Raw genomic sequence first — 15118 nt, 5'->3', positions numbered from 1 at the left:
GGCTGGCGGTTGAGGCAGCGCCGGGGCATCGGGAGGATGCCGTACGCCGTACGGCGGGGCGGGCCGCCGCCGGGATCGGTGTAGGGCACACGTCGTAGTCCGGCGAAGTTCTTCTGCCGGAAGCGTTGACGAAACATTCCTGGCGCCTCTAGCTTCATCGCGTCGTACTTCGTACGTCATATATGAGACGCGATACGCGAGATGTGAGAGCCCTTCACCCATGACCTTTGCGCCCACCCCGATTCCGTCCCGCACCCAGTACGTGCTGGAGGCGATCAAGCACGCGATCCTCACGGCGCAGCTGAGACCAGGGCAGGCGCTCGTGGAGACCGAGCTGGCCGCGCAGTTCGGAGTCTCGAAGACCCCCGTCCGTGAGGCGCTCAAGACCCTGGCCGGTACCGGACTCGTCGTCATGAGCCAGTACAAGGGCGTGACCGTGCGCCTGGTCGACGCGACCATGGCCAGGGAGGTGTACGACGTGCGGCTGCTGCTCGAACCGGAGGCGCTGCGCCGCTCCATCACCCGCAAGGCCTCGCTCGACGCGGCCCAGGAGGCCCTGGAGCGCGCCGACTCGGCCGGTGACAAGGCGGACAGGTCGCTCGCCAACCGGGACTTCCACCGGGCGCTCTACCTGCCGTGCGGCAACCCGCTGCTGTCGCGGATGCTCGACGAGGTCCGCGACCAGGCGGCCCTCGTGTCGACCGTCGCCTGGGCGACGATCCCGTCCTGGGAGCGGGAGGCGGCCGAGCACCGGGAGATCCTGCGGCTCGCGCTGGCCGACGACGCGGACGCGGCGGCCGGCGCCCTGCACGACCACATCGCGTCGTTCGTCCGCCGCGCCTTCCCCGACGAAGAGGACGGGGGCGGCGCGGCGTGAACCACCGGCACACCGAGGAAAGGCCAGCCCGTATGGACCTCACCCCGCTGAAGGCGGCCCTCGCCGACGTCGTGGCGATCCCGGTGACCCCGTTCGCCGCGGACGGCACCATCGACACGGCGGCGCACCGCGCCCTGCTGCGGAGGCTGCTCGACGGCGGCGTGCGCATCCTCACCCCGAACGGCAACACCGGCGAGTTCTACGCGCTCACCCCGGAGGAGCGGCGCACCGTCACCGAGCTGACCATCGAGGAGGCGGGCGGCCGCGCCACGATCCTGGTCGGGGTCGGCCACGACGTGCCGACGGCCGTCGCCGCCGCCGAGCACGCCAGGGACACCGGCGCCGAGATGGTGATGGTGCACCAGCCCGTCCACCCGTACGTCTCGCAGGACGGCTGGATCGACTACCACCGGGCCATCGCGGCGGCCGTTCCCGGACTCGGCGTGGTGCCCTACATCCGCAACCCGCAGCTGGACGGGGAGTGCCTCGCCACTCTCGCGGACCACTGCCCCAACGTCATCGGCGTCAAGTACGCCGTCCCGGACGCCGCCCGCTTCGCCGCCTTCGCCCGGGACGCGGGCCTGGAACGGTTCGTCTGGATCGCCGGTCTCGCCGAGCTGTACGCCCCCTCCTACTTCTCCGCAGGTGCCACCGGATTCACCTCGGGGCTCGTCAACGTCGCCCCCGGTGTCTCGCTGGCCATGCTGGAGGCGCTGCGGGCAGGCGACCACCCGGCCGCCATGAAGGTGTGGGAGCGGATCCGCCGCTTCGAGGAGCTGCGCGCCGAGCAGCAGTCCGCCAACAACGTGACGGTCGTCAAGGAAGCCCTGGCCTCGCTCGGGCTCTGCGGCCGCGACGTCCGCCCGCCCAGCCGGGTGCTGCCCGAGGCGCGGCGCGCCGAGGTCGCGGACCAGGTCGCGGGGTGGTCCATATGACCGGCCGCATCGCCCCCGAGGAGCTGCGCAGCCACCAGTGGTACGGCACCGACGGGCTGCGCTCCTTCAGCCACCGCGCCCGCACCCGCCAGCTCGGCTACCTCCCCGAGGAGCACCTCGGCAAGCCGGTCGTCGCGATCCTCAACACCTGGTCCGACATCAACCCCTGCCACGTACACCTGCGTGACCGGGCGCAGGCCGTCAAGCGCGGGGTCTGGCAGGCAGGCGGCTTCCCGCTGGAGTTCCCGGTCTCCACGCTCTCGGAGACGTTCCAGAAGCCGACCCCGATGCTCTACCGCAACATGCTGGCGATGGAGACGGAGGAGCTGCTGCGCTCCTACCCCGTCGACGGCGCGGTGCTGCTGGGCGGCTGCGACAAGTCGACGCCCGCGCTGCTGATGGGTGCCGCGTCGGTGGACCTGCCGGCCGTGTTCGTGCCGGCCGGGCCGATGCTGCCGGGGCACTGGCGCGACGAAGTCCTCGGCTCCGGCACCGACATGTGGAAGTACTGGGACGACAAGCGGGCCGGGCTCATCGGTGACTGCGAGCTGGCCGAGCTGGAGAACGGGCTCGCCCGCTCGCCGGGGCACTGCATGACGATGGGCACCGCCTCCACCCTGACCGCCGCCGCGGAGGCGCTCGGCGTCACCGTCCCGGGCGCCTCGTCCATCCCGGCCGTCGACTCCGGGCACGACCGGATGGCCGCACGGTCGGGGCTCGCGATCGTCGAACTGGTGTGGCAGCAGCGGAAGCTGTCGGACATCCTGACGGCGGAGGCGTACCAGGACGCCGTCGCCACCGTCCTCGCGCTCGGCGGCTCCACCAACGCCGTCATCCATCTCATCGCGATGGCGGGCCGCTCCGGCGTCAGGCTCACCCTCGACGACTTCGACCGCGTCGCCCGTACCGTCCCGGTGCTGGCCAATCTGCGGCCCGGCGGAAAGTACCTCATGGAGGACTTCCACTTCGCGGGCGGGCTGCCCGGCTTCCTGGCCCGGCTCACCGACGTACTCCACCTGGACCGGCCCACGGTCACGCACGACACCCTGCGCGCGCAGCTCGACGGCGCGCTCGTGCACAACAGCGACGTGATCAGGGAGCGCGGCAACCCGCTCGCGGAGGAGGGCGGCGTGGCGGTGCTGCGCGGCAACCTCTGCCCGGACGGCGCGGTCATCAAGCACATCGCCGCCGAGCCCCGCCTGCTGAGCCACACCGGTCCCGCGGTCGTCTTCGACGACTACCAGGAGATGCAGCGCACCATCAACGACCCGGCCCTGGCACTCACCCCCGACCATGTGCTGGTGCTCCGCAACGCCGGTCCCAAGGGCGGCCCCGGGATGCCCGAGTACGGCATGCTCCCGATCCCCGACTACCTGCTGAAGCAGGGCGTACGGGACATGGTGCGGCTCTCCGACGCCCGGATGAGCGGCACCAGCTACGGGGCCTGCGTGCTGCACATCGCGCCCGAGTCCTATGTCGGCGGGCCCCTCGCCCTCGTCCGCACCGGCGACCTGATCACCCTGGACGTCGAGGCGCGGCTGCTCCATCTCGACGTGAGCGAGGAGGAATTGTCGCGGCGCAGGGCCGACTGGACGCCGCCGGTCAACCGTTACCAGCGCGGGTACGCGGCGCTCTACCAGGACCAGATCACCCAGGCCGACACCGGCTGCGACTTCGCCTTCCTGGCCCGGCCGGGAGAAGTGCCCGAGCCGTACGCCGGCTGAACGGCCCCACCGGAATTCCGCGCACCGCTCTGTTCGACAGGTCGAACGCCATGCGGCAAGCGCTTGCGCACTACACGCACCGCCCGTACGCCGTACCCCGTACCTCCAGAGAACGGAGACGTGTCATGGCCCAAGCCGCCGCTGTGGCCACACCGCCCAAGGTGCCCAGGCGCCGCTCCGCGAGCCCCCGCCGACTGCCGTACCTGCTGATCGCCCCGGCGGGGCTGCTGATGCTCGGCTTCATCGCCTACCCGGTGATCAGCGTCTTCTACTACAGCCTGCAGAACTACAACGTCACCAAGCCGTGGCGGAACGGCTTCGCGGGCTTCGACAACTTCACCCGGATCTTCACCGAGGACGACCAGTTCTGGACCACGCTGGGCTTCAGTGCCCAGTGGGTGGTCACCCAGGTCGCGCTCCAGCTCATCCTCGGGCTCGCCCTCGCCCTGATCGTCAACCAGAGCTTCATCGGCCGGGGCGTCTCCCGCGCCATGGTCTTCTCGCCCTGGGCCGTCTCCGGCGTGCTGACCAGCACCATCTGGATCCTGCTCTACAACTCCTCGACCGGCTTCAGCCGCTACCTCGCGGACGCGGGCATCGGGGACTACGGCACCTCCGTGCTCTCCGACACCGGCACCGTCTTCTGGGCCGCGACCGTCGCCGAACTCTGGCGCGGGGTCCCCTTCTTCGCCATCCTCATCCTCGCCGACCTCCAGTCCGTCTCCAAGGAGCTGTACGAGGCGGCGTCCGTCGACGGGGCGGGGCGGCTGCGCCAGTTCTTCCACATCACCCTGCCGCACCTGCGGGACGCGATCATCCTCGCCACCCTGCTGCGCGGCGTCTGGGAGTTCAACAACGTCGACCTGCTCTACACCCTCACCGGAGGCGGGCCCGCAGGCGAGACCACCACGCTGCCGCTCTACGTCGCCAACACCGGCATCGAGGGCCATGACTTCGGCTACGCCTCCGCGCTCACCACCGTCGCGTTCGTGATCCTCCTCTTCTGCTCGATCGTCTATCTGCGCCTGAGCAAGTTCGGAGGCGACCACAAGTGACCGCCGCACTGGCCGAGAAGAACGGCACCCACTCCGCACACCCAACCGCGCCGAGCACCCGGCCGCCCGCCGCGCGGCGCCGCAGGCCCGGACGCGAGCACGCCTTCGACCAGGTGCCGCGCTGGCAGATCTACGTACCGCTCGGGATCTACCTGGTCTTCACGCTCATCCCGTTCTACTGGATGCTGCTGTTCGCCGTGCGCCCCGCCGGGTCCACCTCGCTGGTGCCGTGGCCGATGACCGGGGAGCACTTCGACAAGGTCTGGAACGAGCGCAGCTTCGCCGTCTTCTTCCAGAACAGCATGATCGTCGGGGTCTGCACCCTGGTCGCCACCACGCTCGTCGCCCTGGCCGGCGGCTACGCGCTCGCCCGGTTCGACTTCAGGATCAAGAACGCCTTCATGCTGGCGCTGCTCTGCTCGCAGTTCATCCCGGGCGCGCTGATGCTCGTCCCGCTCTTCGAGATCTTCAAGAACCTCCAGATGATCAACTCACTGGGCAGCGTGGTCATCGCGGAGACGGTCTTCCAACTGCCGCTCTCCATCATCCTGATCAGCGGATTCATCAAGAACGTGCCCGTCTCGCTGGAGGAGGCCGCCTGGGTGGACGGCTGCTCGCGCTTCCGCGCCTTCTGCGCGGTGGTGCTGCCACTGTTGCGGCCGGGGCTGATCGCGGTCGGCTCGTTCGCCTTCGTGCACAGCTGGAACCACTTCCTGTTCGCCCTGATGTTCCTCAGCGAGCAGGACAAGCAGACGATCCCGGTCGGCCTGAACACCCTCATCGGCGCGGACAGCGTCGACCTGGGCGCGCTCGCGGCGGGCGGGGTGATCGCCGCGGTCCCCGTGGTGATCGTCTTCGCCTTCATCCAGAAGTGGCTGATCACCGGCTTCAGCGCCGGCGCCGTGAAGGGCTGAGGCGCATGGGCCCGACGGACCACACGCACACCACCCCGCTGCCGGTCGTCCTCGCGGGCGCCCGGGGCCACGGGAGCTGGCACCTCGCCAATATCCGCCGCCTCCAGGACCAGGGCCTCGTCCGGCTCGCCGGGGTCTGCGAACTCCACCCGCTCGACGCGGCCGAACTCGCCGCCTTCGCCGCAGAACCCCCCGAGCAGTCGGCCGACTTCGGGGCGCTCCTGGACTCCACCGGAGCCCGCGCCGCCGTCATCTGCACCCCCATCCAGACCCACGCCGAACTGGCCCTCACCGCCGCCGCCCGAGGCGTCCACCTGCTGCTGGAGAAGCCGCCCGCCGCGACCCTCGCCGACTTCGAGCGGATCCTGACCGGGGTACGGGACGCCGGGATCGCCTGCCAGGTGGGCTTCCAGTCCTTCGGCTCGCACGCGGTCCCCGCCGTCCGCGCCCTCGTCCGGACCGGCGCCATCGGCACCGTGCGGGGCTACGGGGCCGCGGGCGCCTGGGTCAGGGACGACGCCTACTACCGGCGGGCGCCCTGGGCGGGACGGCGCCGGATCGGTGACACCGACGTGGTGGACGGGGTACTGACCAACCCGCTCGCCCACGCCGTCGCCACCGCCCTCGAACTCGCCGGCAGCGGGGCGGCCCACGACATCGCGTCGATCGAGACCGAACTCTTCCGCGCCCACGACATCGAGGCCGACGACACCTCCTGCGTCCGCCTCACCACGACATCCGGACTGCCGGTCACCGCCGCCGTCACCCTCTGCGCGGAGCAGGCCGGGGAACCCTATGTGATCGTCCACGGCGACCGGGGCCGGATCACCTTCTGGTACAAGCAGGACCGGGTCCTGCTCCAGCGCGCCGGACACGGCCCGCGGGAGAAGGTCCACGGACGGACCGACCTCCTGGAGAACCTCGTCCGCCACCTGACGCACGGCACCGCGCTCCTGGCCCCGCCGCACCGCACCGGCGCGTTCATGCGGGTCGTCGAAGCCGTACGGAACGCCCCCGAACCCGCCGCCCTGCCGTCCGGTACCTGGCACACCGCCCCCGCCCTCACCGGCGACGGCACCCGCCGGGTGGTGCCCGGCATCGACGCGGCCGTCGCGGCGGCCGCGGACACCCTCAGGCTCTTCTCCGAACTCGGCGTCCCCTGGGCGTCCCCTGCAGAGGTGAGTTCACCGTGACGACCACCGCACTCCTGAGCTGCGCCGGCCGCCCCGTCGGCCGCTACACCTATCTCCCGGCCCCCGGGGGCCGCCCCTATCTGCACCCCGTCACCACCCTCGGCGGCATCCCGGTCACCGAGGAGCGCCCGGCCGACCACCTTCACCACCTGGGCACCTCCGTCGCCGTGCCCGATGTGGCGGGGCACAACTTCTGGGGCGGCCGCACCTTCGTCCGCGACCGGGGGCCCACCGCGCTCGACAACCACGGGATCCAGCGCCACCTGGGCTGGAAGTTCCGTGACCCGGACGGCTTCGTCGAGGAGCTGAGCTGGGAGGCCGACGACGCCGAGCTGCTGCGGGAGCACCGCACGGTCGCCACCACTGGACTCTCCGACACCGCCTGGGCGCTGGACTTCTCCTTCTCGCTCACCAACCCGGGCAGCTCCGGCCTGTCGATCGGCAGCCCCGCCACCAACGGCAGGCCGGGCGCCGGATACGGCGGCTTCTTCTGGCGCGCCCCCAAGGAACCCTCGGCGCCCGCCGTGTTCAGCGGCCAAGGGGACGGCGAGGACGCGGTGCACGGACGCGTCGCCGACTGGGTCGCGATGAGCGGCGACGGCTGGACCCTGGTGTTCGCGGGGGCGACGGAGGAGACCCGCCGCGACCCGTGGTTCGTACGGAGCACCGAGTACCCGGGCGTCGGCTCGTCCCTCGCCGCCGCCCACCGGCTGTCCGTCCCGGCCGGCGCCACCGTCGTACGCCGCGTCGTCACCGTCATCGCGGACGGCCGGCTCGACCGGGCCGAGGCCGCCGCCCACGTCCGCCGGGCGGCCTGCCTCACCGGCTTCCGCACCACCGCCTGACCGTACGAAGCCCCCCACGCAGCAAGCCTCACCCGGACCACCCACAGAGAAGAGCCGACCATGAAGATTTCCAAGACGCAGCGGGGGCGTGCCGCGGCAGCGGTGTCCGTCGCGGCAGTACTCGCGCTGACCGCCACCGCCTGCGGTGACGACGGCAGCGACAGCGGAACCGAGGGCAACGGCAAGGGCGAGATCACCTTCTGGGACAACAACGGCGGTCCGCGCACCGCCGTCTGGACCGAGATCATCAAGGATTTCGAGAAGGCGAACCCGGACATCAAGGTCAAGTACGTGCCGATCCCGATCGCCGACGTGCAGTCCAAGTACGACACGGCCATCGCGGGCGGCGGACTGCCGGACGTGGGCGGCGTCGGCACCGCCTACCTGGCCAACATGGTCTCGCAGGAGGCCCTCGACCCGCTCACAGACCGGATCAAGGACTCCGCCCTCCAGGGCAAGCTCGTCGAGGGCATGGTCGAGAGCGTCAGGGACGCGGGCGGCCGGGGCGACGACATGTTCGCGGTGCCGACCTCCGCGAACAACGGCGCGCTCTGGTACCGCACCGACCTGTTCCAGGCCGCGGGCCTGAAGGCCCCCGCCACCTGGGCCGACTTCTACCAGGCGGCCGACAGGCTCACCGACGGCAAGCACAACAAGTTCGGCTACACCATCCGGGGCGGCGCCGGCTCCATCGCCCAGGCCATGGACGCCGCGTACGGACAGTCCGGCATCACGGAGTTCTGGAAGGGCGACAAGACCACCCTCAACGACCCGAAGAACGTCGCCGCGCTGGAGAAGTACGCCGCGCTCTACAAGAAGTCGACGCCCGCCGCCGACGTCAACAACGACTTCACCAAGATGGTCGCTCAGTGGGACACCGGCACCATCGGGATGCTCAGCCACAACCTCGGCTCCTACCAGGACCACCTGAAGGCGCTGGGCAAGGAGAAGTTCGCCGGCATACCGAACCCGGTCGGCGACGGCGGCACCCGGGTCCAGGTCTCCAACCCGGTCGACGGCCTCGGCCTGTTCCGGTCCAGCAAGAACAAGACGGCCGCCTGGAAGTTCATCGAGTTCGCCGCCTCGCACGCGTCCAACAGCAAGTGGAACGAGTCCGCCGGCGCCATCCCGGCCAACACCGAGGCCGCCAAGGACCCCTGGATCAGCGCCACGGAGCCGACCGAGCTCGCCGCGAAAGCCCTCACCGACGGCTCCACCAAGATCGTGCAGCTGCCGTACTACCTGCCCGACTGGAACAACATCAGCAAGGCGGACAACGAGCCGGAGTTCCAGAAGCTGCTGCTCGGCAAGACCACGGCCAAGGCCTTCCTGGACAAGATCGCCGAAGAGCTGAACAAGGCCCAGGCGGAGTGGAAGGAGATCGGCAACGGCTGATCCGGCCGCTCGCAGGTCCGGCGCCAAGGCGCTCTGCGGCGGAGCCCGTCCTGCCGCAGAGCCCCTCTTCCGCGCACACCACCCCTCTTCCCGTACACCCGAACGAGAGCTGAGGATTCGTCATGCCCGCAAGCAGATCCCGCACCCGCACCCGCGCCATCGCCGTCGCGATGGGCTGCGCCTCGCTGTCCCTGGCCCTGAGCGCGCCCGCCCAGGCCTCCGCGCACCACGGCGGCGGGGGCGCCGAGCGCGCGGTGCTTCTCGCAGGTGACGGCTGGGCCGCAGCCGAGGGCTCCACCACCGGAGGCGCCGCCGCCACCCCCGATCACGTCTACACCGTGAGCAACCGGGCCGAACTCGTCGCCGCCTTCGCGGACGCGGGCGACGCCCCGAAGATCGTCAGGATCGACGGCACCGTCCACGGGAACTCCGACGCCGAGGGCAACCCGGTCAGCTGCGAGGAATACGAGAGCGACGGCTACACCCTGGACAAGTACCTCGCCGCCTACGACCCGGCTACCTGGGGCAGCGAGGAGGTCCCGTCCGGCCCCATGGAGGACGCCCGGCTCGCCTCCGCCAAGCTCCAGAAGGCCGCCGTCAACGTCTACGTCCCCTCCAACACCACACTGATCGGCGTCGGCGAGGACGCCACGGTCGTCGGCGCCTCCATCCAGGTCCAGGACGTCTCCAACGTCATCGTCCGCAACATCAGCTTCGAGGACACCTACGACTGCTTCCCCCAGTGGGACCCCACCGACGGCGCGACCGGGCACTGGAACTCCGAGTACGACAACCTCGTCGTCTACGGTTCGGACCACGTCTGGGTCGACCACAACACCTTCAGCGACGGGGACCACTCCGACGCGGACCAGCCCCGTTACTTCGACGAGCTGTACCAGCAGCACGACGGGCTCTTCGACATCGTCAAGGGCGCCGACCTGGTCACCGCCTCCTGGAACGTACTCAAGGACCACGACAAGACGATGCTCATCGGCAACAGCGACGGAGCCGGGGCCACCGACCGCGGCAAGCTCCGGGTCACGCTGCACCACAACCTCTTCAAGGACCTGAACGAACGCGCGCCCCGGGTCCGCTTCGGACAGGTCGACTCCTACAACAACCACTTCGTCGCCACCCGGGGCAGCGTCTACGGCTACTCCTACGGCATCGGCGCGGAGTCGCAACTCGTCGCAGAGCACAACGCGTTCACCCTGGCCCGCGAGTTCGACCGGGCGAAGATCCTCAAGAAGTGGTCCGAGTCCTCGCTCACGGCCGCCGACAACTACGTCAACGGCCGCCGCACGGACCTGGTCGCCGTCCACAACGCGGGCGTCCCCGAGGAGCAGCTCACCACGGGCGCCGGCTGGACCCCGGCCCTGCGCGACCGGGTCGACCGCCCGCTGCTGGTGCCGCTGCTCGTCGGCCTCGGCGCGGGAGCCGGCCGGGTCCCCGGCGCCTGACCACCGACCGCCCCGTGCCGAAGGCCGTCCCCGCCGGTCAGCGCGATCCGGCGTCGAACGCCCCGGTACCCCGAACCGGGGTACCGGGGCGTCACGTTCCCTCGGTCACCGCTGGAGCGCGGCCTTCATCATCTTCTGCGCGATCGGGGCCGCGAGGCCGTTGCCGCTGACCTCGGAGGCGGAAGAACCGGAGTCCTCCACGATCACGGCGACCGCGACCTCCCGGCCGCTCGACCTGTCCTTCGCGTACGAGGTGAACCAGGCGTACGGGGTGTTGCTGTTGCCCACCCCGTTCTCCGCCGTGCCCGTCTTGCCGCCCACCTCTGCGCCGCCGATCCGGGCGTTGGTACCGGTGCCCTGCTCCACGACGGTCACCATCGCGCTGCGCAACTGCTTGGCGGTGGACGCGGAGACGATGCGCTTCATGTCGCCGTCCGCGAAGTCCTCCAGGGTGCTGCCCTTGGAGTCCGTCACCTTGGAGACCATGTGCGGTGCGGCCAGCTCACCGCCGTTGGCGAGGGCGGCGGAGACCATCGCCATCTGGAGCGGGGTCGCGGTGACCTCGAACTGGCCGATGCCCGTCAGTGCCGTCTGCGCCTTGTCCATCTTCTTCGGGTAGACGCTCTCGTACGCCCTGACCGGCACATCGAGGTCCTTTGTGTTGAAGCCGAACTTCTCGGCCATCGCCCGCACCTTGTCCTGGCCGAGGTCGGCGGCGACCTTGCCGAAGACGTTGTTGCAGGAGTACTGGAGCGCCACGCGCAGCGTCGCGTTCTCGCAGGGCGCGGAGGCGCTCTCGTTCTTCAGGGGGGTGCTGCTGCCGGGCAGCGTGTACGGCACCGGGCTCTTCGTTGCCTCGTCGACCGAGCTGTACAGCCCGTTCTCCAGCGCGGCGGACGCCACCACCAGCTTGAACGTCGAACCGGGCGCGAGCGGTTGCCGCAGCGCGCGGTTGACCAGCGGCTTGTCCGGGTCCGCAAGCAGCTTCTTCCAGGTGTCGCCGTCCGTCGTCCCGCTGATGTCGGACGGGTTGTAGGACGGCGTGGAGACCATCCCCAGGATCTGCCCGCTCTTCGGGTCGATCGCCACGGCCGCGCCCTTGTCGTCACCGAGGGCGTCGTACGCCGCCTTCTGCACGTCCGGGTCGATCGTGGTCAGCACACTGCCCGGATCGGTCTTCTCACCGGTCACCACGTTCAGCGGGTTCTTCAGCCGGTCGTCGGAGCCGTCCAACACATGGCTGTAGATCCCTTCGAGCTGCGTGGAGCCGTAGGCCTGTGAGCTGTATCCGGTGACGGCGGCGTAGAGGTCGCCCTTGTTGTAGGTGCGCTTGTACGCGAGATCGCTGCCCTCCGTCCTCTTCGATCCGGTGACCGGCGAGCCGGCCACGATGATGTCCCCGAGCGGCTGCGCGTACTGCGCGATGGTCTTCCGCCGGTTGTGGTCGTCGTCTGCGAGCGCCCGTGCCTGGTACGCCTGCACCCAGGTCGCCCGCCCCAGCAGGGCGAGGACCAGCAGCAGGCAGAAGACCGAGGATCGCCTTATGGTCTTGTTCATCCCGTACTAGGGACGTGCGGGGCGCGCTGCGCCGTTCCCGGTTGTGCCGCTTCTCACCCATTACTCATCGTCCTGTCATACGCCTCCGCCGGCCCGGCCCGGTGCGATGAACCCCGACTCGTACGCGGCGATGACCGCCTGGGTACGGTCCCGCGCGCCGGTCTTCGCCAGGACACCCGCCACATGGGTCTTCGCCGTCGCCGCGCCCACCCGCAGCCGGGCGGCGATCTCTGCGTTGCTGAGCCCGGCCGCCATCAGCCGCAGGACGTCCGCCTCCCGCTCGGTGAGCCGGGCCGCCCAGGCGGCGGGCGCGGCGGACGGCCGCCGTCTCCCGTACTCCGCCGCCAGGCTCCGTACGGCGGCGGGGAACAGCAGCGAGTCGCTGCGGGCCACCAGCCGTACCGCCTGCACCAGCTCCTCGGCCGCCGCCCGCTTGAGGAGGAAGCCGGCGGCTCCCGCGCGCAGCGCCTCGTACACGTAGGAGTCGTGCTCGAAGGTGGTGACGACGATGACGCGGGGCGCCGGGTCGAGCACGGCCAGGATCCGCTCGGTGGCCCGGATGCCGTCGGTCTGCGGCATCCGCACGTCCATCAGCACCACGTCGGGGCGCAGCTCGCGCACCACGGAGAGCGCCTCCGCCCCGGTCGAGGCCTCGCCGACGACCTCCAGCCCGGCCTCGGCGTCCAGGATGACCCGCAGGGCGGTACGGACCATGCGCTCGTCGTCGGCGACGACGATCCGGACCGGCGTGCTCATGCCAGCTCCCGCGCGCCGGGACGCAGGGGGAGGCAGGCGGTCAGCCGCCACCCGCCATCGTGCGGTCCGGCGCCGGCCCGGCCGCCGAGCAGTACGGCGCGCTCACGGACGCCGCGCAGTCCTCTGCCGCCGCCGGGACGTACCGGGGACGGCCGCGCGGGCAGCGGACTGTCCATGACGATCTCCACTTCCTCCGCGCGCACCGTGATCCGCAACCGCACCGGCCCACCGCGCCCGCCGTGCCGCAGCGCGTTGCTCAGCCCCTCCTGCGCGATCCGGTACGCCTCGCGCGCCACGGCGCCGGGCACCGCGCCCCGGTCGCCTTCTGCGGTGTACGAGACGGGCACCCCGCAACGCGCCAGCAGCCCGTCCAGCGCGTCGAGCCCGGGGCCGGTCGTGTCCTGCGCGTACCCGGCTGCTTCGGCGTCCTCCGCGTCCTCTGCGTCCTCTGCGTCCTTTGCGGTGTCCGCGGTCCGCCGCAGCAGGCCGAGCACCGAGTCGAGCTCGTCGACCGTGCGCCGCGTCGTCTCCTCGATCGCGGTCAGCGCCTCGCGGACGAACTCCGGGTCGCTGTCCAGCACCCTGCGGGCCGCGCCAGCCTGGAGTGTGACGGCGCTGAGCGCGTGGCCGACCGAATCGTGCAGTTCCCGGGCCAGCCGGTTGCGTACCGCGAGGCCGGCCAAGCGGCGTTCGGCGGCGGCCAGCCGGTCATCGGGGGTCGGCCCCAGCAGGACCGGCGCCCGGTCCGCCAGCAGCGCCCCGGCCGCCGCCGCGCAGCCGGCCATCGCCGCCAGCATCGCGATCCCGGCGAACGGCGCAAGGACCGGGAGCCACGGGCCGTCCAGCGCCTCCGGCACGTCGAGCACCGGGGCCTCGCGCACGGCGGCGAAGAAAGGCAGCACCGTCACACCCACCGCGAACGGGGTCAGGGCCAGCGTCATGCCGCTCACGATGCCGCCGAGCGCCACGTGCAGGGTGTACCAGAGCGCCGCACGGACCCGGGCCTGCCGGGTCCTGGCCGGCCCGTCGGCCAGCGGCCGGTCCGGCTCCAGGCCGCACAGGGCGCGGGCGGCGGACACCGACAGCGGCCGGGCGAGCGGGAAGAGCGCGGTGACCGAGGCCATCGGCAGGGCGAAGGCGAACGCGATCAGCTGGTCGACCGGCGAGCTGAACACATTGGCGCCCGCCCGGAACGAGCCGACGATCGCCGTGCCCACCAGGAAGTACGGCATCAACAGGGCGCCGCCGATGATCAGGTGGAGCCAGCGCAGCCGGGCCCGCCGCCCGAGCAGCGGCGTCATGCCCGGAGACCGGATGGCGGCCGCGTACCGGCAGCGCGCTCGGCCAGGAAGTATGTGCCCAGGGCCAACACCAGCGTTCCGACCAGCATTTGCACAGCGTAGGTCAGCACCGCGGCGGGGGTGGGCCGATGGGCGAGGTCGTCGACGCTGCTCAGTGCGGCGAGGCCCATCCAGCCGCCCCAGCAGCCCACCGCGCCGGAGCCGCCCCAGGCGAGCGCGAGCGGCACCCGCAGCGGCAGCGCGGAGTTCCGGCGGAAGGCGAGGAGCAGCACCCCGGCGACGGCGGCGGCGAAGAGGACATCGACCGCGTCGACGACGTGGGAGCCGCTGTTGCTCTCCGCTATCAGCGCCGGGTTGAGCCCGGCGGTCGACCCGGTGGCCCAGAGCAGATGCATGGTGCCGGGGATCAGGGCGGTCAGCGAGGCGGCGACGGCGCAGGCGCGCAGGGCGGGAGCCGTGGGGCTGGCGGGCAGATCACGCAGGGCGCCCCGCCAGAGGTGGCCCCAGCGGTCCTTCGCGTACAGCGCGAAGAGGGTGCCCAGGGCCAGGCCCTGGATGATGAAGCCGGTGTAGACGACGGCGAAGACCCACTGGTCGAGGAAGGGCCGGGTGGACTCGGCGCTGCTGGTGATCTCGCCGCCCAGGGCCTGGACCAGCAGCTGGAGTGGATAGCCCGCCATGATCGGCAGTAACAGACCGGTCGCGACCCACATCGGCAGGACGAGCAGCCACGCGGGCACGCGCCGGCCCCAGGCCTGGGTGAGCAGCAGGGCGATGACGACGACCGCGCCGTCCATCAGGACCGAGCCGCTGTTGGCGACGATCATCGTGGTGCGGTGGTCGAGCAGCGAGCTGCCGTCGGGAATCCCGAGGTGACTGCCCGAGACCCAGGCGGCCTTGAGCACGATGTAGGGCAGACAGGCGACGATCGCCAGGGCGCGCAGCGCGGTGCGTGCCCTGGTGGTGACGGGGGCGGTGACCGGGGCGGCGGGAGCCGGTGCGGGGGCTGCTGCGAGCGGTGTCTGTGTCATACCGTCCACGCTCCCGCGCGGGCGGCGAACGCACCTCATACCCGATGGTGATCCGCCTCCCCCGCGCGGGGGAGG

Annotated in this window: 13 protein-coding genes; 9 read left to right on the top strand and 4 right to left on the bottom strand. The window is 71.2% G+C overall.

What is annotated here, in order from left to right:
- Positions 1-220 precede the first annotated feature (220 nt).
- The 9 genes from ACZ601_RS34405 to ACZ601_RS34365 all read left to right on the top strand — a co-directional run bounded on the left by ACZ601_RS34405 (position 221) and on the right by ACZ601_RS34365 (position 10398).
- Complete coding sequence (locus ACZ601_RS34405) at positions 221-877, top strand: GntR family transcriptional regulator (RefSeq protein ID WP_469545225.1); 657 nt, start codon at positions 221-223, stop codon at positions 875-877.
- 32 nt (positions 878-909) lie between these two features.
- Entirely contained in the window at positions 910-1812 is a 903-nt protein-coding gene (locus ACZ601_RS34400) for a dihydrodipicolinate synthase family protein (protein WP_469545224.1), read from the top strand.
- Complete coding sequence (araD, locus tag ACZ601_RS34395; protein WP_469545222.1) at positions 1809-3536, top strand: L-arabinonate dehydratase; 1728 nt, start codon at positions 1809-1811, stop codon at positions 3534-3536. The genes ACZ601_RS34400 and araD overlap by 4 nt, the downstream gene beginning before the upstream one ends.
- Positions 3537-3661: 125 nt before the next feature.
- On the top strand, positions 3662-4591 hold the full coding sequence (locus tag ACZ601_RS34390; protein ID WP_469545220.1) for a carbohydrate ABC transporter permease: 930 nt from the start codon (positions 3662-3664) through the stop codon (positions 4589-4591).
- Positions 4588-5505: a carbohydrate ABC transporter permease gene (locus ACZ601_RS34385; protein WP_469545219.1), complete on the top strand. Its 918-nt coding sequence runs from the start codon at positions 4588-4590 to the stop codon at positions 5503-5505. The genes ACZ601_RS34390 and ACZ601_RS34385 overlap by 4 nt, the downstream gene beginning before the upstream one ends.
- Positions 5506-5510: 5 nt before the next feature.
- A complete protein-coding gene (locus ACZ601_RS34380) occupies positions 5511-6698 on the top strand; it encodes a Gfo/Idh/MocA family protein (protein ID WP_469545218.1) in 1188 nt (395 codons plus the stop codon).
- Positions 6695-7543, top strand: coding sequence for a DUF6807 domain-containing protein (locus ACZ601_RS34375; protein WP_469545217.1), 849 nt, complete (start codon positions 6695-6697; stop codon positions 7541-7543). Before ACZ601_RS34380 ends, ACZ601_RS34375 begins: the two co-directional genes overlap by 4 nt.
- A 60-nt stretch (positions 7544-7603) precedes the next feature.
- Positions 7604-8938, top strand: a complete 1335-nt coding sequence (locus tag ACZ601_RS34370; RefSeq protein WP_469545216.1) for an ABC transporter substrate-binding protein — start codon at positions 7604-7606, stop codon at positions 8936-8938.
- 122 nt (positions 8939-9060) lie between these two features.
- A complete protein-coding gene (locus ACZ601_RS34365; protein WP_469545215.1) occupies positions 9061-10398 on the top strand; it encodes a pectate lyase family protein in 1338 nt (445 codons plus the stop codon).
- Positions 10399-10503: 105 nt separating this feature from the next.
- Here ACZ601_RS34365 and ACZ601_RS34360 read toward each other — a convergent pair whose 3' ends face one another.
- From ACZ601_RS34360 to ACZ601_RS34345, 4 genes are all read right to left on the bottom strand, one after another.
- Positions 10504-11955, bottom strand: a complete 1452-nt coding sequence (locus ACZ601_RS34360) for a peptidoglycan D,D-transpeptidase FtsI family protein (protein ID WP_469545213.1) — start codon at positions 11953-11955, stop codon at positions 10504-10506.
- Positions 11956-12030: 75 nt separating this feature from the next.
- The gene (locus ACZ601_RS34355; RefSeq protein ID WP_469545211.1) at positions 12031-12711 is read right to left on the bottom strand and encodes a response regulator; all 681 of its coding nucleotides are present in this window, start codon (positions 12709-12711) and stop codon (positions 12031-12033) included.
- Positions 12708-14012, bottom strand: coding sequence for a sensor histidine kinase (locus tag ACZ601_RS34350; protein WP_469545209.1), 1305 nt, complete (start codon positions 14010-14012; stop codon positions 12708-12710). Before ACZ601_RS34350 ends, ACZ601_RS34355 begins: the two co-directional genes overlap by 4 nt.
- Entirely contained in the window at positions 14009-15043 is a 1035-nt protein-coding gene (locus tag ACZ601_RS34345) for a hypothetical protein (protein ID WP_469545207.1), read from the bottom strand. The genes ACZ601_RS34350 and ACZ601_RS34345 overlap by 4 nt, the downstream gene beginning before the upstream one ends.
- Positions 15044-15118 lie beyond the last annotated feature (75 nt).

It is taken from the genome of Streptomyces sp. NPDC104307 (assembly GCF_055584045.1).
This window is presented reverse-complemented; position numbering and strand designations above follow the sequence as displayed.